The organism is Clostridioides sp. ZZV15-6597 (genome assembly GCF_020657815.1).
Taxonomy (GTDB): Bacteria; Bacillota; Clostridia; order Peptostreptococcales; family Peptostreptococcaceae; genus Clostridioides.
In genome coordinates this window covers 1-24048 of sequence record NZ_JAGWCT010000063.1, presented here as the reverse complement: position 1 = coordinate 24048, position 24048 = coordinate 1, and the positions used below count along the sequence as shown (strand labels likewise).

The window sequence follows — 24048 nt, the reverse complement described above, 5'->3', positions numbered from 1 at the left end:
TTGTGATGATACGTCGATCGATGTAATCTGCACAAGAGGTATAGTCGGCAGCGTCAGATTTGTATATGAGTCAGCAATTATTTCTATTTATTTTTTGTTATGTTATACTCAGCTTAAATAAATATTTGTTACAAAGGAGATGAAAGTATTGGAAAATATTGATTTGCTTATTAATGACTTATGTTCAAAAAATCACACTGAAGCATATAAAACTTTTTTATTTCTAGAAAATGAAAGCAAAAAATCAAACATTACATACTGTTTCTTTGATTATTTTCTAGAGATGATTAATAATGAAAGTTCATATATTCGTACAAGAGGACTGTCATTAATAGTTGCAAATGCTAAGTGGGATACTGATAATAAAATTGAAATGAATATAGATAGTATACTAAGTCACATAGTGGATAAAAAGCCTTCTGTGGCGAGAAATTTTATTCAGTCATTACCTAATATTACAAAATATAAGAAACAACTTATTCATCGTATAAGAAGGGAATTAAGTAATGCAGATATAAGTATTTATAATGATAATATGAAACCATTAGTAGAAAAGGATATAAGTAATACTTTATCTAATCTTGAGTAAAGATATATTATCTAAATTTTACCAGTTGATATCATCATTAGGGATTAATTTTTTTGACAATAGCAAGAAATGTGAAAACAGCTAAGACAGAATTATGTACAATCATACTAGAAGGAGGCATTATGAAAACTAATTTAGAAACAATACAGGATGTAGTTGATAAGGATGGTAAAAGTTTGATTGAATATTGGGTTCTAATTTTATGAGTATTATAATATGCTTGAATATATAGACTAAATAAAAGTAGTAAAAATTGTTGTAATGAGTAAAAGCTTTATATGTTAAAAGAGAATATACATAATTTAATGGTAGTTTTGAAATAACAAATTAAAGCTATCATTTTTATTTTGAAAAATCATTCAATGAAATAGATTCAGTTTGTTAAATGTATTATTTATAAAATTATAGATAATATATTGTTAAAGAAAATATTTGATAAATTAAATGTTTTCTTTGACAATGTATATATATGAATGATAATATCTAAATGAATAAAAGCTTTGGTAGTAAAATGATTTCTTACAATCCACTTTAGGTATTATTAATAAATAAAAAATTTAAAAATACATAATGTGTCTAACAAACGATGATACTGTTTTTATAAGAAATTATAAAATACATAATTAATAAAAATAATATATTGAATTATATAATAGATTGGGTTTTACTAAATAAAAAAGAACTGAAATCCCCATGTTATTATACAAAAGCAAAGGTGGGAACAAAAATGAAAGCAATTGATGATGCTATAACATCACCATATTTAAGCTATGATATCAATGAAGATATTAGTATCTATGAAGGTAGATTTTGCATATATTTAGATAAGAAATATAGATGTAATGGAAAAATTTATTATAAAATGACACCTCCAATATCCATAAATTTTAAAGCAGATATAGGTTGCATTGAAGATATAGAAAATGAAGATGATAACTTAGTTTTGGATTATGATAATGCTATTCTTGAGGTCTATGGTTATAAGATTATTTCTATAACAATAAATACTCTAAGTGATTTTGGCATAGAAGGATATATCAATGATGATTGTATAAAATCTAAAAACTCTTATGTTGAACATGTAGATTTTAATATAATAAACTTAGATAAAATACCTGGAAAACTTATAAAATACAATGATAAAGTATATGCAGGTAGGATTGAATTTGATATAAATGATTATGTTGTTACTATAGATAAACGGTATGATTATAGAAAAGAATTAAAGTCAGATTTGAGGTCTAAATCTGGAGCAATAATAACTCATATAGGTAGGATTAGAAGAAAAGATGGTAAAATTTTTAGAACTAATAATACAATAAATCTTTTAGATAGAATAGCAACAGCCTTGAGTTTTATGTGTGGAAGATATGTTGGATTTTGTTTGGCAAAAGGATATAGAAATGGTAATGAAGTTTATAGAATTTGGAATGAGAATCAAATAACACCTTTTAGATATGTACCAACATGGTCAGATACGCTGTCAAATTATCATAATATGGAAAAATATATAAGTCTCATGTGTAAAAAATTAGAAGATTTTTATTATGGTTCTGCGATAAAGAGTGTTGTTGATTGGTATATAGAGTCTCTTGGAAGTGTGACTATGGAAAATAATATAATATCTGTACAGATTGCACTTGAAACTTTGTCATATGTAATGCTAGTAGAGCAGAATAAGGTGCTTACAGATGAAACTTTTGACCATAATTTGGCATCTAAAAATATCAGACTTCTACTTGATATATGTAAGATACCATATGGTAAATATGAGTTAGATATATTTGACAATATGATAAAAAAGAAGTTTGATGATGGAATAGATTTAATTATTTATTTAAGAAATAGTATAGTTCATCCAAGTAGAAAAGCCCATAGAGCTACATTAGAAGTTGAAGACATTTGGAATATAATTTCAATTGGAACAAGATATATTGAGCTTGTTTTGCTTTTTATTTTGGGATATAAAGGAGAGTATTCTAATAGATTGGTAGAACGATGTTATGGTGAGGTGGAAGTTGTGCCTTGGAATTAGATTTTTATATTTATTTTAAAATATATATTGACAGATATTACCTTATGATATAAAATCAATATCATAATAATAATTCAAAACAACATTAAATGCTACGAAAAGAAATAGTAAAAGTAAGTAATCTTAAACAGAGAGTTTCCGATTGGTGAGAGGAGCAATAGATTTTACTTTGAACACATCTTTGAGCAGGACTCTGAAAGAGTAAAAATACTTTATTAGGAGCTTTCCGGTATCCTTGCACCCGTTATAGTGCTAGAGTATAATTTTATTGTACTTAAAGAGGTTAGTGTCGTGAGGCATTAATGAACAGAGGTGGAACCACGAGATTTAACTCCCGTCCTCTAGCAATAGCTAGAGACGGGAGTTTTTTAATATAATTTTTTAAGCGCGCAGAAAATTATATTGCAACAGATACATTTTTTCTAAAATAATCAAAATATTTAAAAATTTAAAAGATGAGGGAGAATATTATGAAAAATATATTAAAAAAATTAGGATTATTTACAATTATGTTAGGTTTAGTAAGTGGAATGGCAGGTTGTTCAAAATCAGATAATGAAAAGGATAAAAATACTTCAAATACATCAAAAAAAGAGGTAATTGTAGGATTTGATAATACATTTGTACCAATGGGATTTTTAGATGAAAAAGGAGAAACAGTGGGATTTGATGTTGATTTAGCAAAAGAGACATTTAAGAGACTTGGAATGGAAGTTAAATTTCAACCAATAGATTGGTCAATGAAAGAAACAGAGTTAAACGATTCAAAAACTGTAGATGTATTATGGAATGGATATTCTATAACAGATGAGAGAAAGAAAATAGTATCATATACAGAACCTTATTTACAAAATAAACAAATAATAGTTACTTTAAGTGATTCAAAAGTAAATACAAAAGCTGATTTAAAAGATAAAGAAGTTGGAACTCAACAAGGTTCAACAGCTCTTGATGCAGTAGAAAAAGATAAAGATTTTATGAATAGCTTAAAGGGTGGAGCTCCAGTTCTTTATGATACTTATGATAAAGCACTTAGAGACTTAGAAATAGGTAGAACTAGTGCAGTTGTTGGTGATGAAGTTTTAATTAGATACTATATGGGACAAAAAGGTGAAGATAAATATAAAGTATTAAAAGAAGATTTTGGATTAGAAGATTATGTTGTAGCAACATCTAAAGAAAATCCAGAACTTTGTAAGAAAATAAATGAAACATTACAAGAAATGAAAAAAGATGGAGCTTTTGACAAAATTTATGATAAGTGGTTTAAATAAAAGATAAGTTAGCTGTTAAGAAGGGGGCACTAAAGGCATGTTACAAGGTTTAGAAATAGTTATAGCAATGTTTTGTATAACATTGATAGTATCAATTCCATTGGGGATTGGAGTTGCATTTTTAAGATTATCAAAAAATAAATTAATAAGTGGTATTACACAATGTTATATATTAATAATGAGAGGAACACCTTTACTTTTACAAATGATAGTAATATTCTATGGTTTACCTCTTATAGGAATTGTGTTTGACAGATTTACAGCTGGAATAGTAGCTTTCTTCTTAAATTATGCAGCATACTTTGCAGAAATATTTAGAGGTGGAATACAATCAATAGATAGAGGTCAATATGAAGCTTCAAAAGTACTAGGGTTTGATAAATTTACGATGTACAAGAGAATCATATTTCCACAAGTTTTTAAAAGAATACTAGCACCTATTTCAAATGAAGTAATTACATTGGTAAAAGATACATCTTTAGTATATATATTAGGATTAAATGATATTTTAAGAATATCTCAAATAGCAATGAATAGAGAAGCAAGTTTGTTACCACTATTTGAGGCAGGAGCAATATATCTTATATTTGTAGCTATACTCACTAAGGGATTTGAATTACTTGAAAAAAAATATTCTTATTACAGATAAAGCTACAATAATTATAGGAGGAGGTTTTTCATATGTTGAAAATCAGTAATTTAAATAAATCATTTAAAAAAAATAAAGTACTTAAAGATATTTCTTTTGAACTAGAAGAAGGTCAGATTGGTGTCTTACTTGGCAAATCTGGTGCAGGAAAGACTACAATATTAAGATGTATAAATGGTCTTGAAGAATTTGATAGTGGAGAAATTATAATAGATAATGAAATAATAAAAAATAAGAAAGACATGGCAAAAATACGTGGTAAAATAGGTATGGTCTTTCAAAACTTCAATCTATTTCCTCATATGACAGTACTTGAAAATATAATTGAATCTCCAGTTAATGTTTTTAAGGTTCCTAGAGAGGAAGCTGAAAATAGAGCTAAAGAACTTTTGAGACTAGTTGATTTGGAAGATAAATTGAATTCCTATCCATTTGAGTTGTCAGGAGGACAGCAACAAAGAGTTGCAATAGCTAGGTCTTGTGCATTAATGCCAAAAGTTCTCTGTTTTGATGAGCCTACTTCTGCACTTGATATTGATACTATTCAAAAAGTAGTAAATATAATGAATAGGCTTAAAGATAAGGGAATGACTATACTGATAATTACACATGATGTTGTATTTTCAAATAGTGTTGCAGATAAGATTATAAGTATAAAAGATGGTATAGTTGAGGATATTCAAATAAAAGAAAAAATTGTTTAAATTTTTATAAATGAAATTTGTATTAAAATTTTATAAAAAAATAAGGATTGTTTGTCTGATTTTTACAATGAAAAATATAAATTTTAATGTATAATTATATAAAATTTATATTTTGTATCAAGGAGGAGATATTGACCATGCTAACTCCATATTTAACATTTAATGGGACCTGTGAAAAAGCATTTAACTTTTATGCTGAGGCTTTCGGAGGTGGAAAAACTCTGTTTGCACGATTAGATAACAACCCAAGCAATCCTGTTATGCACGCAAGTGTTACTTTCACAAAATATGAAGGTTGTATAATGGGGGCCGATACAAACCAGCCTGTTGTAATTTCTGGAATGGCGATTTGTGTTGTGCTACCGTCTCGAGAAGTGATAGAAGAAATATCTGTAAAACTTGCCGAGGGCGGTACGCTTGTGCAAGGATTTTTACCACACCCACCACCAGATCAAAGTGATGGTGGTGCTGAAGTGCTTGATAGGTATGGGTATACTTGGTATTTGAGTACATAGTTAAAACAAAAAACCTACAACTAATAAGCATAATATAGAGTAGCTAAATTTCAATTTAACAACGTAGTAAAAAAGTCGTGACTTTAAATTGTCATGGCTTTTAATTGTATAAAAATTCAAGAATTTTATTGAAAGCTTAGAGTAATTATGATACAAATTGATTAAAATATACAAATTATGGGTATAAGCATATAAATATTAAGATAAAAAACTAGAAAGGAAGTTTTACTACAATGATTAAATTATATGGATATACAAAATGTTCTACAGTTAAAAAAGCAAAAAATTGGCTTAAAGAAAATAATTTAAAATTTGAGGATATAGACATGGTTCAAAATCCACCAACTAAGGATGAATTAGAGTCAATTTATAATATTAGTGGGTATGATATAAAAAAATTTTTTAATACAAGTGGAATGAAATATAGAGAATTAGGTCTTAAAGATGTAGTAAAGACTGAGCAAGATGATAAACTTCTAGAAATATTAGTAAGTGATGGTATGCTTATTAAAAGACCACTACTATTTGATGGTAAAAATGTACTGTTAGGGTTTAAAGAAGATGTATGGAAAGATATTTTATTAAAGGAAGAATAGAAATCAATGGGTGTATTAGTTAAAATTTTTAATTGATACACCTATAAATTTAAGTATTTTTAGTATTTAGCATTGAGATTAAAACCACATCAATAGAATTATTAACTATTAGATAGAAGAATCTTGTACTTTCTGAGTTTAATATATTAAATAAATACATATCTTTTTACATAAAAGTACTATTAAATCTAAATCTTGATTTTAATCTGTTAATTCTTGCAAACTGGCATGTGATTTTTTAGAATTTATACTATACATAAAGTCTAATAAAATATAATATTATTTATTATTTTGTGGATATTTGTTACTATTAAAAAAATATCCACATTAAATTTGTCTCAAATAAATTTAATGTGAATAAACATGACCTTTCTTATACAAATTATATCATTTATTTTATTTAAAATAACATAATATTACAACGAATTATTACAAAATTACTTATTATTAACCATGAACATTTGTTTTGTGATATTATATTTATATGAGGATATTGTCATAAAAAACATTATATTTATACAAAAAATTAAATGAAAAATTTATTTGATATGAATGTTTTTTACAAATTATACCTCTACTTATAGTTTTACAAATAATAATAGTATTTAAAAATTTGACAACAAAAAAAGAAAACTTTCAAAAGAATTAAATCTAAAAAGAATAGGAGATAAATATGGGTATTGAAGATTTATATGGTTTTGAATGTGTTCCTGTGAACAATGATATTGATATTGACAATTTATTAGAGACGATGATAGAAGATGGAAAAGAAAAAGGGTATACACCAATTATAATTATCGATGAAAAGGTAGGATTGCTAAAAGAAAACATCGATATTATTAATAAAGAGTATGGATCTCTTGAGAACTACAAAGAGTATTGTCTGAAAAAATATAATGAAATTGATGTAAATGAATTTTTCAAGTATAGGAAGAGTGAAATTTCAGAGATGATAAAAGAACTCATAGATTCAGAAGATACTTTTTGTGACTATAAAAGTTTTAACCCAATTACAAATATAGATATATTTCAAGAAAATAACAAAGTTTACATAGCTAAAGTCCCAACAACTAAACCTTACGAAGTATTTGCATATATACCAATTGGTGGATTTAACGATTGTCCTAGTGATGAAGAGCATATAGCAGTTGCAAAATATTGGTACGAAAACTATGGAGCATACCCGATAGCAATTGGATGTGACACAGTTCAATATTTTTCAAAAAATATAACTAGCGATAATAAAATGTTTAATAACTTATGCATAGAATTAATCTTGTACTGTGAAGATATTATTGTACAAGGATATGAGACATTAAGAGCTCTAAAAGAGGTAATACAAGGTTCTACTATATGGCTTTTTTGGTGGGATTGATATAGAACTGTGTAAACTATAAGTATTAAGTTTAAGTTTTTAGAACATTTCTAATGATAGTATCTTTTTGTAATTTACAATTATATTACTAAGAAGAGTAATTATATGATAATAAAATCGTGAACTTAGCCATGAAGATAGGCTACTTACACTTCATGGCTTTTAAGTATATTGCTGTATTACACTGTTTTGTTTTTATATAGTGTAGTACAGTAATATGCTTAAATTATAAAGATATAAATAAAAGTACTTTAATATTATAATTAATATACTTAAAAGACATTCTAATTTTTAAAATATATACTTTATATGTTATAATCATTAAGTATGTAAAAAATAAGAATAGTTTTAGAGTTCATATTTTCTTGATATGGAGGTAGATTTAATGAAGGAAAGAGAAAAGCTAGAAAAATTAAGAGAAAATTTGATTGGGTTAGAAAGTGTGGCAGTTGCTTATTCAGGTGGAGTTGACAGTAATTTCTTACTTAAAGTAGCAAGAGATACATTAGGAGATAATGTTATAGCTGTAACTGTTCATGCAATGATGCACTCAAATAGAGAAATAGAAGAAGCAAAACAATATACTAAGGATTTTGGAGTTAAACATATTATATTAAAAATAGAAGATTTTGATTTAAAGGAATTCAAAGAAAATGGTGCTGAAAGATGTTATCATTGTAAAAAATATATATTTACTAAAATAAAAGAGGTCGCAAAGGAACATAATATAAAGTACATAGTAGATGGAACCAATGTAGATGATTTAGGAGACTATAGACCAGGTCTTAAAGCACTAAATGAATTAGAAGTAATTAGTCCATTAAAAGAAAGTGGATTAAAGAAAGATGAAATTAGGTTACTTTCAAGAAATATGAAGTTAGAAACTTTTAATAAACCATCATTTGCATGTCTGGCAAGCAGAATTCCTTATGGTGTTGAAATTACAGATGAAAAGCTTAGGATAATAGAAAAAAGTGAAGAATATTTATCCGACTTGGGATTTTCTCAATTTAGAGTAAGAATGCATGGAAATATAGCTAGAATAGAAGTTAACCAGGAAGAATTAGGTAAATTTTTTGAAAATAACAATTTTAGTAAAGTTGACACTAAATTAAAAGAATTTGGCTTTAAATATGTTACACTAGATATGTCAGGATATCAAATGGGAAGTATGAATTTAAATATGTAAATAGGTTAAAAAATAAATAATCGTTATAATTAATATAAGAAACAGGAGGTTTTATGAAAAACTATACACTAATATCGCCATGTTTTTTTGGAATGGAGAAAATGTTGGCTAGAGAAATTACTAATTTGGGATATGAAATAATAAAAACAGAAGATGGAAGAATAACATATAAGACTGATGAATTTGGAATAGCAAAATCAAATATGTGGTTGAGATGTGCAGAAAGAGTACATCTTAAGATTGCTGAATTTGAAGCAAAAAGCTTTGATGAATTATTTGAAAATACAAAAAGGATAAACTGGTCTAAATATATACCTTATGGAGCGCAATTTCCTATTTCAAAGGCTTCTTCTATAAAATCAAAATTATACAGTACACCAGATGTACAAGCTATAGTAAAAAAAGCTATTGTAGAAAGCTTAAAGAAAAGTTATTTAGAGGATGGTTTGCTTAAAGAAGATAAAGAAAAATACCCTATATTTGTATTTATACACAAAGATAAAGTAACTCTTTCAATAGACACAACTGGAGATGCTCTACATAAAAGAGGATATAGAGAAAAAGCAAATAAAGCTCCAATAAGAGAAACTTTAGCTTCTGGACTTATCTACTTAACTCCTTGGAAAGCAGGTAGGACTTTAGTAGACCCTATGTGTGGTTCTGGTACTATATTAATTGAAGCAGCCATGATAGGTATAAATATGGCGCCTGGCTTAAATAGAGAATTTATATCAGAAAAATGGAGAACACTTGATAAAAAGATTTGGTGGGATGTAAGAAAAGATGCTTTTAATAAAATAGACAATGAATCTAAATTTAAAATTTATGGATATGATATAGATGCAGAATGTATAGATATAGCTCAAGAAAATGCAGAAATAGCAGGTGTAGATGAATATATAGAATTTAATGTAGGAGATGCAACTGAGTTTAAAAGTGAAGAAGAATTTGGATTTATAGTTACCAATCCACCTTATGGAGAACGATTAGAAGATAAGGATAGTGTTAAACAATTATATAAAGAGCTTGGTTATGCATTTAGAAAGTTAAAAAATTGGTCATATTATCTGATAACTTCTTATGAAGAATTTGAATATGAATTTGGACAAAAAGCAGCTAAAAAGAGAAAACTATATAATGGTATGCTAAAAACTAACTTTTTCCAATATCCAGGGCCTAAACCTCCTAGAAATAATAATTAGATTTTATATTTATCATAAGTTTTATCAAAATAATAAAGTTTTGTTAAAATAAGTAAAACCTTATGAGGATTTGAAACGTCTAACTATTGTGAGGAGATTTTTGCGAGAAAAATTTAAGATTGTAGGATTAGGAGGAGTTAAATGAAGTTATTAAAACTTATTATTGTATCAGGCTTAATGATGTTATTTGTTACTGGATGTAATGTTAAAACTGAATCTCCAGAGCAATTGGCAAAGATACCTGACTATGATGATACAAAAAAAGTATTGTACGATGGTATAGATCAGCTACTAAAACCAGACTCATCTATGATATTGCCTTCTAATACAAAAGAGGTAGGAAAAATAAATAAGGTAGATTTAAATAGTGATGGAGTTGATGAATTAGTAGTATTTGAGCAAAAAGAAGATTTAAGTAATAATGTTAATAAAGTAGGTTTTGTAACCTTAAGTTACAATGGTGAAAAATATGTACTAGGAGACCATTATTTAGAAAATGGAGAATCAATAGAATATGCTAATTTCTATGATTTGGATTCAGATGGATATAAGGAAGTTATTTTACTTGTTAAATCCAAAGATAAAACTAATATGCATATATACAAAGTAAGGGATAATGAAATCACAAAAGTATACGATTTAGATGCTTCTTGGATTCAAAATAAAGAAGATTTTAACGATATAAAAGTAAAGATTGGTTATATAGATGGAGATGACAAGATAGATATATTAATGCTTCATTTGAATAATAAAACTAATGAGATGTTTGCAACTGTTGCAAATTTTGATGGAACTATGAAGGTTAAGGATTATGTCAAATTTGAAAATGTAAAAAATCTAAATGAGTTATATATAACTCTAGGTAATGTTGCTTCATCTGTTGGAAACTCATCGGCATCCATCAAAGGTGTTGTACTTGATATTCCCATGTTAAAGGAAAATAATTATATCACACAGATATTATATATGAAAAATGATAAAATTCAAAAAGTATTTAGTGATTATGATAAAACTATTACTAAACCTTACTACATACCTGTTGATGATGTTGATAAAGATAAAATTATAGAGATACCTATAGTTGCTGGTGGAAATAGAAATACCTATACCTCTAAAGCATCTGCTAATATAAGTTGGTACAGATGGAATGGGAAAGAAGGTTCTAATTCAAAATTAATATTTATAAGCCAGATATACTATAATTATAAATACAATTTTAGGTTATTTATGCAAAATAATTTAGTGGATAAAATAATTGTTGAACAAGAGTTTGTTGGTGAAAAAGCAGTATTTAAATTTTACTATTTTGATTATTCAGAACGTAAGAATTTATTTAATATAGTAGTAGAGAGTAAAAATAAACTTGAAGATAGAAAAAGTGCAAATACACAAAATTCTATTGTACTTCAAGAAAGTGATGAATATACTTTTTTACTAGTTATAAATGATGCAAATGAAATGGATAAGCTAGATATTACTATAGACGCATTAAAAGAGTATTTCTCATTAATATATGGTTAATATTATACTCAATTGGAGGTTTTATTTTATGAAGGAAAAAATACTTATACTAGAAGATGAAATTGGAATTAGAAGTTTTGTCAGTATAAACTTAAAAAGAGAAGGCTATGAAATAGTTGAAGCGGGTACAGGTAGAGAAGCTATAGAAAAAATGACAACAGAAAGTGACATTACAATAGCTCTTTTAGATGTAATGCTTCCAGATATAAGTGGAATAGAGGTTTGTAAATTTATAAGGGAAAATTTTGATCAAGTTGGTATAATAATGCTTACTGCAAAAGCTCAAGAAGATGATAAAATAGAAGGATTTATTTCAGGAGCAGATGATTACATCATAAAACCATTTAGTATAAAGGAGCTTTTAGTCAGGGTTTCTGCTCTTCTTAGAAGAGTTGCAAAAGATGATTCAAATGTTAAGTCAAGTGAAATAGTCTCACCACCATTTATACTTGATATAGATAAAAGAAAATTATTTAAGAATGGTAAAGAGATTGAACTTACTCCAACAGAATTTTCAATAGTAAAATATCTGATATCAAATGCTAAACAATCATTAAGTAGAGATCAGATATTAGATGAGGTATGGGGAACTAATTATTTGTATGATTTTAAAATAGTAGATGTAAATATAAGAAGGATAAGAAATAAAATAGAAGATGACCCATCAAAACCAAAATATATACAAACTATTTGGGGTTATGGATACTGTTTTAGAAAGGAAGAATAATAGTGTTACATTTTGAAGGTCTGAGAAAAAAAGTAATAAAAAACTATTTTATAATAATTATTATAATGGTAACTCTGTTTGAAGGGCTATTCATGTTTTATATACAAAACTATTACTATGATTCTGTTAAACAGCTACTTGAATCTGAAATAAAATATGCTGATGAATATAATGCTATTACAATGGAAACTACAAGTTTTGAGAAAAAAGTCAAAAACATTTTTGATAAACAACCATTAACAAAGAATTCAGAATTTGGGATTTCAATAATAGATAAGAATAAAAATGTTATATTGGACCAATATGGATTTAAAAGTAAAGAAAAAGCAAATTATGAAGATGTAGATAATGCATTAAGAGATGTAAAGACTAAGAATTTAACACCATATACTTATAAAATACCAGATACAGGAGAACATGTCATGAGTATCTCCTTACCACTCAAAGTAAATAATATTATAGAAGGTGTTGTTAGATATACTGTTTCATTAGATGGAATAGATAACGCCATATTAAAGCAAGCTACATGGCTTATATTGGCAGGAATATTTATACTTATTATAGCTATACTAATAAGTCTCAAATTTGCTGAGACTCTGATAAAACCGTTGAGAGAGCTAAAGAAGTTTGCAAACGAATTAGCAGTAGGAAACTACAATATAAAATTGGAAAATATGAAGATTGTAGATGATGAAATTGGTGATTTAGCACAGACATTTGAACATATGGCACATGAAATTGATAAGAGTGAAAAATTGAAAGAAGAATTTATATCTTCTGTATCTCATGAGCTGAGAACTCCTCTTACATCTATAAAGGGATGGAGTGAAACATTAGGATATGAAAGTATAACTAGAGAAGAGTTAGATTTAGGTCTAGGTATTATACAAGATGAGACAGAAAGACTTATAAAGTTGGTAGAAGAATTATTGGATTTTTCAAGGCTTTCCTCTGATAGGATAAAGCTTCATGTTGATATAGTTGATGTTGAAGGATTAGTTGTTGGGGTTGTAAATCAGTTGAAAGTTAAAGCAGCTGAAAAAGATATATCACTTTTATTTGAATTTGAAAATGAATTTATAGAAAATATCCAAGGAGATAAAAATAGACTAAGACAAGTTCTTATAAATTTAATACAAAATTCATTTAAATTCACTAGTCAGGGTGGTTACATAAAAGTTGTAGCTTCTCAGGATGAAGATACAACGACTATATCAGTTGAAGATAATGGTTCAGGTATAGAAAAGCAAAATTTAAATAAAGTTTTAGATAAATTTTTCCAAGAAGATTACAATAAGGCTGGAAGTGGATTAGGTCTTGCAATTAGTAATGAAATTGTAAAACTTCATGGTGGAGTAATGAAAATAGAAAGTGAAAAGAACGTTGGAACAAAAATAATTTTTAATATAAAAAATAAATTTGCTAAACAGGCATAAATTCTTAGAAAGAGGATTAAGATGAGAAATATAAAAATGATAGTAGCATATGATGGTTCAAGATATAAAGGTTATCAAAAATTAGGTGATAATGACATGACTATACAAGAAAAGCTTGAGTCTGTCTTAAGCAAAATGGCCAATGAAACCATTGAGATAACTGGTTCTGGGAGAACTGATATGGGAGCACATGCAAGAGGTCAAGTTATAAACTTTAAAACAAATTGTATGGATTCAGTAGATAAAATTCAAAAATATCTATATGAATATCTGCCAGAAGATATAGTTGTAAAAACTGTTGAGGAAGTTGATGAAAGATTTCACTCAAGATACAATGTAAAATCAAAAACGTATTTATATAAGATTGATAATAATAAATATCACAGTCCTTTTATGAGAAAGTATGCTGCGCATATAAGTAAAAAATTAGATTTAGATAGAATGAGAAAAGCAAGTGAGTACTTAGTAGGAGAACATGATTTTACTAGTTTTGCTTCTTCTAAGTCTAAGAAAAAATCTAATGTAAGAGAAATTTACTCAATAAATATAAAAGAAAATGATGATATTGTAGAAATATATATAGAGGGAAATGGATTTTTGTATAATATGGTAAGAATAATAGTAGGAGCATTGATAGATGTTGGTCTTAAAAGAAAAGCACCACAAGATATTAAGTATATGCTTGAGTTGAAAGATAGAAGTAAGTCATCAGACACCGCACCAGCTAAAGGACTATGTCTTTGGAAAGTAAAATATGAGTAAGCTTAAAGAGAAAACATTTTAAAAAGAAAATAAATTATATAGTTGACATAAATGGAAAAATAAACTATTATATATTCTATAAGAGATATCTAAAAAATTTGATATTTAAATCCGATGAAAAAGAGAGTAACTTTTATGTATTTTATAGAGAGCTGAGGATGGTGGAAGCTTAGCAAACAAGTATTAGTGAAAAGAACTTTGGAGGATACTAATTGAATTTAGTATGTTAGTAGGTAATCTCGCCTTAAGAGAAAGAGTGGATAAGTTTATCTTATCAATTAGAGTGGTAACGCGGATATATTTCGTCTCTTGGTTTTTCCAAGAGGCGTTTTTTAATATATTTATTTACTAATGTGTATTTAGTAGTTGTACATTTACTGATTGATTAGCTAAGTTTATCAATAAGAGTGGTACCGCGGATATTTCGCCTCTTAGTATTTAAAAATACTGAGGGGTTTTTTTAGTATTAAAATGATTTTATAAGAATCTACATTTTTAAAGTCATTCAATATTAAGAGTTTCTATAAAAAAATATAAAAATCATAATTTAAAATTGGGAGGAATTAACAATGAAGGAAAAAGTAGTATTAGCATATTCAGGAGGACTTGATACATCAATTATAATACCTTGGTTAAAGGAAAATTATGAAGATATAGAAGTTATAGCTGTTTGTGGAAATGTAGGTCAAGAAGACAAAATGGAAGATGTTTATGAGAAAGCTCTACAAAGTGGAGCATCAAAAGCTTATGTAGATGATATAAGTGAAGAGTTTGTGACTGAAACTATATTTAAAGCTGTAAAAGCAGAAGCAAAATATGAAGGAAAATACTTATTAGGAACTTCTTTAGCAAGACCTATAATAGCTAAAAAATTAGTTGAAGTTGCTCATAAAGAAGGAGCAAAATATATATGCCATGGATGTACAGGAAAAGGTAATGACCAAGTTAGATTTGAAGCTACAATTGCAGCTCTTGACCCAACTATAAAAGTTATAGCTCCTTGGAGAATCTGGGATATAAAATCAAGAGAAGATGCTATAGATTATGCTGAGAAACACAATATAAAAGTAACAGCAACTAAAGCTAAAATATATTCAGTAGATGCTAACCTTTGGCATGTATCAACAGAAGGTGGAGACATAGAACATCTACAAAATGAACACAAAAAGGATGTATATAAACAATGTGTAGATCCTGAGGATGCATGTGATGTAGCTGAATATGTAGAAGTTTATTTTGAAAAAGGTGTGCCTAAAAAGATAAATGGGGAAGAATTATCTCCAGTGGCACTAATTCATAAATTAAATGAGTTTGGTTGTAAGCATGGAGTTGGAGTTATAGATATAGTTGAGAATAGACTTGTTGGTATGAAATCAAGAGGGATATATGAAACTCCAGGCGGAACAATTCTTTATGAAGCACACAATATTTTAGAAAGTGCTACTTTGGATAAAGATACACTACACTTTAAGCAAATGGTATCTTACAAATATGGAGAACTTATTTATAATGGATTATGGTACTGTAAATTAAGAGAATCTATAGATGCATTTATGGAACAAACTCAAGATAATGTTACAGGAACAGTAAAAGTTAAACTTTACAAAGGTAACATAAAACCTGCTGGAATATTTACTGAAAATGCACTTTATGATGAAGGAATATCTTCTTTTGGAGATAGTGAACTTTATGACCATAAAGATGCAGAAGGATTTATTAATTTATTTACTTTACCATTGAAAATTAGAGCTATGAAGGCTGGTAAATAATAGAATATAGTAAATTGAAATTATTAGAGTATATAAGAAATGTTTTTTAGTTTTTTATATACTCTTTTTTATATATTTATATAAAATTATTACATTATACAATTTGTAACAGTTTAGTTATTACAATATAAGAAATTTTAAAACTTATTTTTCTTCAACACTTCCTATTTATTTGTAAGCATTAAAAGTATGATTTTCTTATAAGTTACACAATATGAATACTTATTTTTGAATTTTGCTATTGACTCTCACATTATAAGAGGGTTTATACTAAGTTTAATTAAAAATCTACATGCAAAAGCTGCGCATAGTAGAAGGTAGTAAGCATATCATTTGAAATTATAAAGATATAATTTATGAAAATACTATTAATTCCATAATGAAATTATTTATAAACGGAGGTAGATTAAATGAGGAAAATAATTGAAATAAAACACCATTCGCATGATTATGAATGTATGTGGAATGGTATAGAAGATATATATATGAATAAAATGGATGAATCTCTGCCAAATGATTTTTTCTTTTTATTAGCAGGTTTTGGTTCATTTTGTTATCTGAGGACAAACAAAAAAGAATTAAAGAGAATGGTTGCTTTGGGAGATGGAAGAACCAAAAAAATGTATGAATTTTTAGCACCTATTGTTGGTTTTGAATATAAACACTATGAGTTTAAAAAGTATGAACAAGCTTTAAAAAAAGCAAAATCAGAAATTGATTCTGGTTATCCAGTTGTTTTAGGAGCTTTAGATATGTATTATCTGCCATATTATGAAAAATTATATCATAAGGAGCATATTCCTTTTCATTATGTGCTTATGGTAGGGTATGATGATATGGCAGAGAGAATATATTTATATGATTGTGGGAGAACTGAGTTACTTTCTCTTTCTTATGATGAACTATGTGAATGTATGAATTGTAGTTATCCTGGATTAAGCAAAGCAAATACAATTTGTACAGTTAGAATGAATAGTTCAAAGAATAAATATCAGATTGCCCAAGAAGCACTTGCTATAAAGCGGGATATGTTTTTAAATCCATCTACAGGTTTTTTAGGATACAAAGGTTTTGAAAAGTTTATTAAAGAATTGCCACAATGGAAACACGAATTGGAAAAAGATGACTATGATAGGATTTTAGCTAATATGGTTATGCTTTTTGGAACGGTACCAACTATTCCAAATGCAATCAAAGGAATTGAAGAACCAGATAGTGTTGAATTTAAAGGTGGTTTTGATAAAATGAGCAAGATGCTTAAGTGTATTGGAACTGAATACAAAAATGACTGTTGGGTACAAGTAGCAGAGATTTTTGAAGAAAGTTCAATCATAATTGAAAAAATATCTAATATAATAATAGATTATTTATCGAATAAGGTTGATGAGACTGAAAAACTTTCTTTGCTATTTTCTGAAATTTTGAAACAAATGAAAGCTGGATACTTAATGTTAGGTATATGAATATAGAATAAGATTTCTTTTTTAATAAAAGTGTATTAGCTAGATAATCAAAATTTAAATATGAAATGAGTTCAAAAAATCAAATTATATATTTATAAAGTGTTGACCCTAACACCACGTCATATTGTAATATGAAAACATAGTTTGAAAATATTAATAAATACTGATAGGTATATAAGTATTTATTAATATTTGTAGCTATAAAATAAAATTTTGAGGTGAGGCAATGAGAACAGTAAAACAAGTTTCAGATTTGACAGGAATAAGTGTGCGCACATTACATTACTATGACGAAATAGGCTTATTAAAGCCAAGTGAAATTACAGAAGTAGGGTATAGGCTTTATGATGATGAAGCTATTGAAACGCTTCAACAAATTTTATTTTTTAAAGAACTTGAGATACCTTTAAAAGAGGTTAAAGATATAATGTTAAGCCCATACTTTGATAAAATGCATGCTCTAGAAAGTCAAAAAAAGCTACTTATTATAAAACGTAAAAGATTGGATAGTCTAATAGAAATTATAGACAAAACTTTAAAAGGGGAAAATATAGTGAACTTCAAAGGATTTGACATGAGTGAATATTTTAAAGTATTAGAGGAATTTAAAATAGAGCATGAAGATAAAATAATCAAAACTTATGGTAGTGTAGAGAAATATAATGAGCATATTGAGACGTTTAAATCTAAAGAAGATGAAATTGCTAAAATGGCTATAAAAAAATATGGAAGTATTGAGAAATATGCTGAGGCTATAAAGAAGAATTTTAATAGTGATATATTAACTTTAGCAGAACAATTTGATGAATTTAAAAAAGATTGTTTGGAGGACAATCATCCAAAATTAAAAGAACTGTATAAAAGACTTGTAGCAGATTTAAGTAAAAATCCTTTATCAAAAGAACTTCAAGAAATTGCTAAAGAGATAACAGATACATCTAAGAAAGATTATGAACTTTTTAATATGGAGTATGGAGATGATAATTGGTATGGCATGGTACAAAATTATTTACTAAATCCCATATGGATAAAAGAAGTTGATAAAAAGTATGGTAATGGAGCATGTAAATTTATTGGCGAAGTTTTGAAGCATTATTTAGGTAATAAACAGCCCAAAATAAATATGTTATATGAAAAACTTGTAGCAGACTTAAGTAAAAATCCATCTTCAAAGGAAATTCAAGATATTGTTGAAGATATAGTGTATGAAACTAACAGAAGTAATGAATTTTACAAGATAGATGAAGGAGAGAATAATTTAGATTATTTAGCAGAACTTTATTTACAAAATTCTATTTATATACAAGTAAATGATAAGAAATATGGTAAAGGGGCATCTAAATTCATTGGAGAAGCTCTAAAAATTTATTCTGATAATAGTAAAATATAAGTAAACAAATATGGAAAATTGTAAAATAGGATAAAAAATAGCAACTAAATTATTGCAAAGTTGATTATATTTTGAATGTAGAAAAAGGATATAGAATTATTACTTTATCTATATCCTTACTTGTGATTGTTAAAATATATAATTTATATCGAACTTAACACTTTCAACAATATTTCCTAAATATGTTTTTATACTTTCAACTTCTTCTAAAGATTTTAATTTATTTTCAGTATAAATTGCCTTATCAAGAATATTAAATTTTAGACCTATTTCATCAAAGTATTCATGATTTAAAACTTTATACCAATGATTTCTTTCTTTAGACCATCTAGTAGATATAGAATCAGCTTCTTTTTGAGCTTTTTCCCAATCTTCATCTACTATAGATTTTTCTAAGATAGACATATTACTTTTATAGTCCTCTGTAAAATCATATAATTTATTATTAACATAAAATCCAAATAGCATAAATAAAACAGCCCATAGTATAACAAATGTTGCAGATTTCAATATTAATCACCCTTCTTATTTTGAATAAATATTTTGTCATTTTCATCTAAAACACAAATAAGAACATCTTTAAAAGTTTCTATGTGGTTAGACTTTAAGATACCCATTAACCAGTTAGTATCTTTTTCAGCCATATCAAGATTTTTATTTATTATTTTACCATCCAATATAAGTGGAATTGGCAAATGATTAAAAGCTCTTGGAGGAGTACTATTGTAACTTGATGCTGGAACTACACTTAAATTACCATCAGTCTCTAAAATAGCATATTGTACATCTTTTAGGTTGAAGTAGCCTTGAATTCTCAATTGCTCTAACAACTCATCTATACTAACTCTTTCTTTTTTAAGTTCATTATATACAATCTTTCCTTTGTCAATTAAGACAGAAGGTTTACCTGATAAAAATGAACTTAATTTTCTACTTTTTAAGGATAAAAATGAAATTAGAGTCTGCATAATTACAAGGCCAGTTATTGCTGCAACGCCATTTATAATTGGTATATTATTATTTTCCATTGGGACGGATGCAACTTCTGCAATTAAAAGTGTTATGACCAAGTCAAAACAGTTCATCTCAGCGATTTCACCTTTTCCCATGACTCTAAGTGCAATCAACACTGTTATGTATAATATAATACTTCTTATTAATACAACTGTCATATCTATCAATTACTCCTTTAAAAAATATTTACACTAAGTTAGTATATCCTATATAAAAAAATTAATTCAGATTATAAAAAATACCTTAAACAATTGAATTCAATTATTTAAGGTACTCTTGATAGTCTCAATATTAAATTTTTTATAGATTTTCTATTACTTTTATTTATCTTAACTACAGATTCAACAAAATTCTTTTTATCCCCTAATTTCAATACAAAATCAGGGTATTCTTCAAATTCATTGAGCTTTATTAATTTAAAAGAAGAAGATAAGTTTTTAAAGCTGATAATTTTAGAATTATTTACTAATACACTTCTTTTTTTAAAATAAATGTCTTTTTTACTTATATTTAATATATTGAATATTTGTTTAAGATGCATTATTATATCCTCTGGAGTCTTGTCAAATTTAAGTTCAAAATTTTCATCCTCAAAGTAGGGAATACAATATAAAGGATTTTTAATAGGAGGCAGTTTATTGTATAATTCTTCAAGTATATTAGTATCTTTAGGATAGTTAAGGTAAAAACATTTACATACATTCATTAAATCCATAGCATCTGAAAGTGAATTATGTTTAATTTCTCCCTCTACAGAAAAAATCTTTTTCATATTTAGTAAAGATAGTTGCTTAGATAAGATTCTATTTTTGTATGTAATATGCTGAGATATAAAAGGTTGAATATCAATCATCATATTGAATAACTCTAAGCAGATACCCGTATATTTATATACTCTAAAGGAATTTAGAAGACCAGCAATATCAAAATTACCCCAATTATATATTGTAACATCACTAAATTTTTTAAACCATTTGCAAAAATCATCCATAACATATAAAAGATTATGAGCATTATCAATTTCTAACTGGTTTAATTTAGTGAGTTTTTTACATTTAGATGAAAGTAATTCATTGTATTTTGGTTTAACTAAAGAATAATAATCATCAACTATATTAAAGTCATTATCTACCAAAACACAACCTATGGAAATCAACTCAGCTCCACTATATTCTAGCTTGTATTTATTATCATCTAATATATTAAATTCAAAGTCTATAAATAACTTGTATTTCATAAATTAAAAGCACATCCTCATAGATATTTATTTAATGAGATTAAGCGTCATAAGAATCAATCGATATAATGATTCTGAACATCAAAGGCTCATTACAACTTTTATTTATTTCGTAATTTAAATCAAAGGAATCTTTTAAGATAGAATTTATAAGTATTCTTTCCCAACCTATTTTTAGATTAACTTTAGCTTCTATCAATTTAGTTTCTATTTTTTTAAATATTTCTATATTTGCGGGTATTATACTGAGTTCAATATTACTTTTAAATGGGTTAGATTTTAAATCAGCTATAAGAATATTCTTTAACTCTTCTGTAAGTTCAGAGATTAAATTATTCCCTATATATTCTTTAATTATTTCTTCTCTAATTTCTCTTAAATTTAGCAACATTAACACCTGCTACTTGTATTATAATATGCAAAGTATAGTAAAATTTGATTAAGTTTTTTTATTATACTTGCAATAGTAGCTTTTTCCTTTCTGTTTATTTTTATATGATTAATCCATATTAGAAAACTACTAATATGCTTATAAATAATAGTTTGTTGTATGTTAAAAGTAAAAACTTTTATATTTTCAGAGAATAAAAGCTATATAAAAGTGAAGATTTATAAAATAGAATCATAAAGATAAGATGTTTTATTTTCTGAATTTTTTGGTACTAAATTCTTAATTTGTTATTTGCCAATTCCTTTTTCTGATAATTTTTCTAGCATATCCTTAGTCATTTTATCTAAATCATAATTAGCTTTAAAATTCCATTCATTTACAGCACTGCTACTATCTAATGAATTAGGCCAAGAATCAGCTATACCTTGTCTTACAGGGTCTACATCATACTCTATTGTAAAATCAGGTATATATTTTTTTATAGAATCAGCTATTTCTTCAGGAGCAAAACTCATAGCGGTGATATTAAAAGCATTTCTATGAATAAGTTTTTCGGCTGGAGCTTCTATTAAATCTACTATAGATTGAATGGCATCAGGCATGTACATCATATCCATTTTTGTACCTTTTGCTATGTAAGACTTATATTTTTTATTTTTTAATGCTTCATAATATATATCAACTGCATAATCTGTAGTTCCACCACCAGGAGGAGTAACGTAAGAAATAAGACCAGGAAATCTAACTCCTCTAGTATCCACTCCAAATTTTGAATGATAATAATCACATAGTAATTCACCAGAAACTTTAGTGACACCATACATAGTATTAGGTCTTTGTAGTGTATCTTGAGGAGTCATGTTTTTTGGCGAATTTTCACCAAATGCAGCTATTGAACTAGGTGTAAAAAACTTACAATTCAATTCTCTAGCTACTTCAAGACCATTTATCAATCCATTCATATTTAAATTCCAAGCTTCTAAATGTTTACTTTCTGCAACTGCAGAAAGCAGAGAAGCTAGATGAATTATAGTATCTACATCATACTTTTTTGCGATTTCAAAGAATCGATTTTTATCTGTGACATCTAATATTTCAAATATACCAGATTCACATACAGGATTTCCTTCTTTTATTCTTCTTGAGCTAGCAATTACATTTTGTTCTCCATATTCATTTCTTAGCTTGATTGTTAATTCTGAGCCTATTTGTCCTAATGCACCTGTTATAAGTATTTTTTTCAATTTGCTAACCTCCTTAGGGTTTAATTTATGTATTATTGCTTATTTTTATTTTAGCAAATCTTTTGTTTAAATACAAAGAATTAAACCCATTAATGCATTACTTAATTTAATAAAGCATAATAAATGTTTCAGAATTTAATGTAATAAATATCAAAATTAAGTATATAGGTAAGATATAGTAATATAAATGTTTATATGTATTATTTATAGAGATTGTTTTTAAAGATAGATAAAGTACAAAGATAGGCAAAATGTACAGTGGATTAAATTTAAAAAGTAATACTTATAAGATTGCTTTTATTTAAGTTCTAAATTTATTTTTTATTAAATTAAGTCTTAATGAGGTATAAAGATAGAGTATGTGACTAAGTCACAGAAATAAAAGTAAATTTAGGATATAATAAAAATATATAATATTAAGATATAACAAAGATGATTCTACAAATGAAAAAGTATTATAAGTTAAAATAAAAATTGAAAGGAAGTATAAAAATGACAAGACCATCAATATATCATAACCAAGGATACACTTGTGCAGAAGCATTAATAAAATCTTATAATGAAGAACATGAAACAGATATACCAATTTCAATAGGAAGTGGTATGGGGGTTGGAATTACTGTAGGGAGTGTTTGTGGAGCTGTAAATGCAGCAGTTGTTATAATAGGGTATCTAAATGGACGAAATAATAATTTAGATGAAAATATAGCAAGAAAGTATTCAAGAGAATTAATGAATAAAGTAAGGGACAAATACAGTACAGAAATATGTGCTTCATTGAAAAAAAATAAAGTAAGCTGTGGTGAAATAATAAATTTCACATATGATGCCTTAAATGATATACTAGAAAATCAAAAATAATCTTAAGAAATGAGCATTTCCTATTTAGGGGAGTGCTATTTTTTATTATATAAATAGTATCTTCTTTTAATATAATTTTTAAATCAATTTGATTATATTTTAGTC

General features: G+C 26.8%; 24 protein-coding genes and 2 other annotated features. Of the genes, 19 read left to right on the top strand and 5 right to left on the bottom strand.

Features of this window, described 5'->3' with window-relative positions; genetic code table 11:
• Positions 1–148 precede the first annotated feature (148 nt).
• From KGF52_RS13845 to KGF52_RS13760, 18 genes are all read left to right on the top strand, one after another.
• A complete protein-coding gene (locus KGF52_RS13845; RefSeq protein WP_227828501.1) occupies positions 149–589 on the top strand; it encodes a SufBD protein in 441 nt (146 codons plus the stop codon).
• Positions 590–642: 53 nt separating this feature from the next.
• A complete protein-coding gene (locus KGF52_RS13840) occupies positions 643–795 on the top strand; it encodes a hypothetical protein (RefSeq protein WP_227840571.1) in 153 nt (50 codons plus the stop codon).
• 521 nt (positions 796–1316) lie between these two features.
• Complete coding sequence (locus KGF52_RS13835; RefSeq protein WP_227840570.1) at positions 1317–2624, top strand: hypothetical protein; 1308 nt, start codon at positions 1317–1319, stop codon at positions 2622–2624.
• A gap of 85 nt (positions 2625–2709) precedes the next feature.
• Positions 2710–2969: a binding site (T-box leader), on the top strand.
• A 125-nt stretch (positions 2970–3094) separates the two neighbouring features.
• Positions 3095–3898 (top strand): amino acid ABC transporter substrate-binding protein, encoded by an 804-nt coding sequence (locus KGF52_RS13830; protein ID WP_227840569.1) that lies wholly within the window; start codon positions 3095–3097, stop codon positions 3896–3898.
• Positions 3899–3935: 37 nt separating this feature from the next.
• Positions 3936–4547, top strand: a complete 612-nt coding sequence (locus KGF52_RS13825) for an amino acid ABC transporter permease (protein ID WP_227435933.1) — start codon at positions 3936–3938, stop codon at positions 4545–4547.
• A 32-nt stretch (positions 4548–4579) separates the two neighbouring features.
• Positions 4580–5251 carry an amino acid ABC transporter ATP-binding protein gene (locus KGF52_RS13820; RefSeq protein ID WP_227828505.1) on the top strand — a complete coding sequence of 224 codons (672 nt, stop codon included), beginning with the start codon at positions 4580–4582 and terminating at the stop codon, positions 5249–5251.
• Positions 5252–5388: 137 nt separating this feature from the next.
• Positions 5389–5766: a VOC family protein gene (locus KGF52_RS13815; protein WP_227828506.1), complete on the top strand. Its 378-nt coding sequence runs from the start codon at positions 5389–5391 to the stop codon at positions 5764–5766.
• 233 nt (positions 5767–5999) lie between these two features.
• On the top strand, positions 6000–6362 hold the full coding sequence (locus KGF52_RS13810; protein ID WP_227828507.1) for an arsenate reductase family protein: 363 nt from the start codon (positions 6000–6002) through the stop codon (positions 6360–6362).
• A 673-nt stretch (positions 6363–7035) separates the two neighbouring features.
• Positions 7036–7737 (top strand): DUF4253 domain-containing protein, encoded by a 702-nt coding sequence (locus KGF52_RS13805; RefSeq protein WP_227828508.1) that lies wholly within the window; start codon positions 7036–7038, stop codon positions 7735–7737.
• A gap of 385 nt (positions 7738–8122) precedes the next feature.
• A complete protein-coding gene (gene larE, locus KGF52_RS13800; RefSeq protein WP_227840568.1) occupies positions 8123–8926 on the top strand; it encodes an ATP-dependent sacrificial sulfur transferase LarE in 804 nt (267 codons plus the stop codon).
• Between the two features lie 53 nt (positions 8927–8979).
• The gene (locus KGF52_RS13795; RefSeq protein WP_227828510.1) at positions 8980–10128 is read left to right on the top strand and encodes a THUMP domain-containing class I SAM-dependent RNA methyltransferase; all 1149 of its coding nucleotides are present in this window, start codon (positions 8980–8982) and stop codon (positions 10126–10128) included.
• Positions 10129–10269: 141 nt separating this feature from the next.
• Positions 10270–11649 carry a hypothetical protein gene (locus KGF52_RS13790; protein WP_227828511.1) on the top strand — a complete coding sequence of 460 codons (1380 nt, stop codon included), beginning with the start codon at positions 10270–10272 and terminating at the stop codon, positions 11647–11649.
• Between the two features lie 28 nt (positions 11650–11677).
• On the top strand, positions 11678–12376 hold the full coding sequence (gene walR / locus KGF52_RS13785; RefSeq protein ID WP_021384573.1) for a cell wall metabolism DNA-binding response regulator WalR: 699 nt from the start codon (positions 11678–11680) through the stop codon (positions 12374–12376).
• A gap of 2 nt (positions 12377–12378) precedes the next feature.
• Positions 12379–13812, top strand: coding sequence for a cell wall metabolism sensor histidine kinase WalK (gene walK / locus KGF52_RS13780; RefSeq protein ID WP_227828512.1), 1434 nt, complete (start codon positions 12379–12381; stop codon positions 13810–13812).
• A 21-nt stretch (positions 13813–13833) separates the two neighbouring features.
• On the top strand, positions 13834–14574 hold the full coding sequence (gene truA / locus KGF52_RS13775; RefSeq protein WP_227828513.1) for a tRNA pseudouridine(38-40) synthase TruA: 741 nt from the start codon (positions 13834–13836) through the stop codon (positions 14572–14574).
• 105 nt (positions 14575–14679) lie between these two features.
• Positions 14680–14887, top strand: a binding site (T-box leader).
• Positions 14888–15143: 256 nt separating this feature from the next.
• A complete protein-coding gene (locus KGF52_RS13770; RefSeq protein ID WP_227840567.1) occupies positions 15144–16343 on the top strand; it encodes an argininosuccinate synthase in 1200 nt (399 codons plus the stop codon).
• A gap of 410 nt (positions 16344–16753) precedes the next feature.
• Positions 16754–17806 carry a BtrH N-terminal domain-containing protein gene (locus KGF52_RS13765; protein WP_227840566.1) on the top strand — a complete coding sequence of 351 codons (1053 nt, stop codon included), beginning with the start codon at positions 16754–16756 and terminating at the stop codon, positions 17804–17806.
• 226 nt (positions 17807–18032) lie between these two features.
• Positions 18033–19196 (top strand): MerR family transcriptional regulator, encoded by a 1164-nt coding sequence (locus KGF52_RS13760; RefSeq protein WP_227828516.1) that lies wholly within the window; start codon positions 18033–18035, stop codon positions 19194–19196.
• Positions 19197–19325: 129 nt separating this feature from the next.
• Here the strand turns inward: KGF52_RS13760 and KGF52_RS13755 are convergent, their stop codons facing one another.
• The 5 genes from KGF52_RS13755 to KGF52_RS13735 all read right to left on the bottom strand — a co-directional run bounded on the left by KGF52_RS13755 (position 19326) and on the right by KGF52_RS13735 (position 23082).
• Positions 19326–19706: a DUF4363 family protein gene (locus tag KGF52_RS13755; protein ID WP_227828517.1), complete on the bottom strand. Its 381-nt coding sequence runs from the start codon at positions 19704–19706 to the stop codon at positions 19326–19328.
• 2 nt (positions 19707–19708) lie between these two features.
• Positions 19709–20368, bottom strand: a complete 660-nt coding sequence (locus KGF52_RS13750) for a DUF421 domain-containing protein (RefSeq protein WP_227828518.1) — start codon at positions 20366–20368, stop codon at positions 19709–19711.
• 107 nt (positions 20369–20475) lie between these two features.
• Positions 20476–21447, bottom strand: a complete 972-nt coding sequence (locus KGF52_RS13745; protein ID WP_227828519.1) for a 3'-5' exonuclease — start codon at positions 21445–21447, stop codon at positions 20476–20478.
• Positions 21448–21487: 40 nt separating this feature from the next.
• Positions 21488–21838, bottom strand: a complete 351-nt coding sequence (locus KGF52_RS13740; protein WP_227828520.1) for a hypothetical protein — start codon at positions 21836–21838, stop codon at positions 21488–21490.
• 287 nt (positions 21839–22125) lie between these two features.
• A complete protein-coding gene (locus tag KGF52_RS13735; RefSeq protein ID WP_227840565.1) occupies positions 22126–23082 on the bottom strand; it encodes an L-threonine 3-dehydrogenase in 957 nt (318 codons plus the stop codon).
• 492 nt (positions 23083–23574) lie between these two features.
• Here KGF52_RS13735 and KGF52_RS13730 point away from each other — a divergent pair, with 492 nt between their 5' ends.
• Complete coding sequence (locus tag KGF52_RS13730; protein ID WP_227840564.1) at positions 23575–23943, top strand: C-GCAxxG-C-C family (seleno)protein; 369 nt, start codon at positions 23575–23577, stop codon at positions 23941–23943.
• Positions 23944–24048: the final 105 nt, after the last annotated feature.

Bases quoted from the DNA above. Each gene is read 5' to 3' on its own strand.
- KGF52_RS13765 (WP_227840566.1), top strand. From the start codon at position 16,754: ATGAGGAAAATAATTGAAATAAAACACCATTCGCATGATTATGAATGT.
- KGF52_RS13750 (WP_227828518.1), bottom strand. From the start codon at position 20,368: ATGACAGTTGTATTAATAAGAAGTATTATATTATACATAACAGTGTTG.
- KGF52_RS13740 (WP_227828520.1), bottom strand. From the start codon at position 21,838: ATGTTGCTAAATTTAAGAGAAATTAGAGAAGAAATAATTAAAGAATAT.
- KGF52_RS13810 (WP_227828507.1), top strand. From the start codon at position 6,000: ATGATTAAATTATATGGATATACAAAATGTTCTACAGTTAAAAAAGCA.
- KGF52_RS13745 (WP_227828519.1), bottom strand. From the start codon at position 21,447: ATGAAATACAAGTTATTTATAGACTTTGAATTTAATATATTAGATGAT.
- truA (WP_227828513.1), top strand. From the start codon at position 13,834: ATGAGAAATATAAAAATGATAGTAGCATATGATGGTTCAAGATATAAA.
- walR (WP_021384573.1), top strand. From the start codon at position 11,678: ATGAAGGAAAAAATACTTATACTAGAAGATGAAATTGGAATTAGAAGT.
- larE (WP_227840568.1), top strand. From the start codon at position 8,123: ATGAAGGAAAGAGAAAAGCTAGAAAAATTAAGAGAAAATTTGATTGGG.
- KGF52_RS13730 (WP_227840564.1), top strand. From the start codon at position 23,575: ATGACAAGACCATCAATATATCATAACCAAGGATACACTTGTGCAGAA.
- KGF52_RS13830 (WP_227840569.1), top strand. From the start codon at position 3,095: ATGAAAAATATATTAAAAAAATTAGGATTATTTACAATTATGTTAGGT.
- KGF52_RS13820 (WP_227828505.1), top strand. From the start codon at position 4,580: ATGTTGAAAATCAGTAATTTAAATAAATCATTTAAAAAAAATAAAGTA.
- KGF52_RS13790 (WP_227828511.1), top strand. From the start codon at position 10,270: ATGAAGTTATTAAAACTTATTATTGTATCAGGCTTAATGATGTTATTT.
- KGF52_RS13815 (WP_227828506.1), top strand. From the start codon at position 5,389: ATGCTAACTCCATATTTAACATTTAATGGGACCTGTGAAAAAGCATTT.
- KGF52_RS13770 (WP_227840567.1), top strand. From the start codon at position 15,144: ATGAAGGAAAAAGTAGTATTAGCATATTCAGGAGGACTTGATACATCA.
- KGF52_RS13805 (WP_227828508.1), top strand. From the start codon at position 7,036: ATGGGTATTGAAGATTTATATGGTTTTGAATGTGTTCCTGTGAACAAT.
- KGF52_RS13795 (WP_227828510.1), top strand. From the start codon at position 8,980: ATGAAAAACTATACACTAATATCGCCATGTTTTTTTGGAATGGAGAAA.
- KGF52_RS13835 (WP_227840570.1), top strand. From the start codon at position 1,317: ATGAAAGCAATTGATGATGCTATAACATCACCATATTTAAGCTATGAT.
- KGF52_RS13825 (WP_227435933.1), top strand. From the start codon at position 3,936: ATGTTACAAGGTTTAGAAATAGTTATAGCAATGTTTTGTATAACATTG.
- KGF52_RS13760 (WP_227828516.1), top strand. From the start codon at position 18,033: ATGAGAACAGTAAAACAAGTTTCAGATTTGACAGGAATAAGTGTGCGC.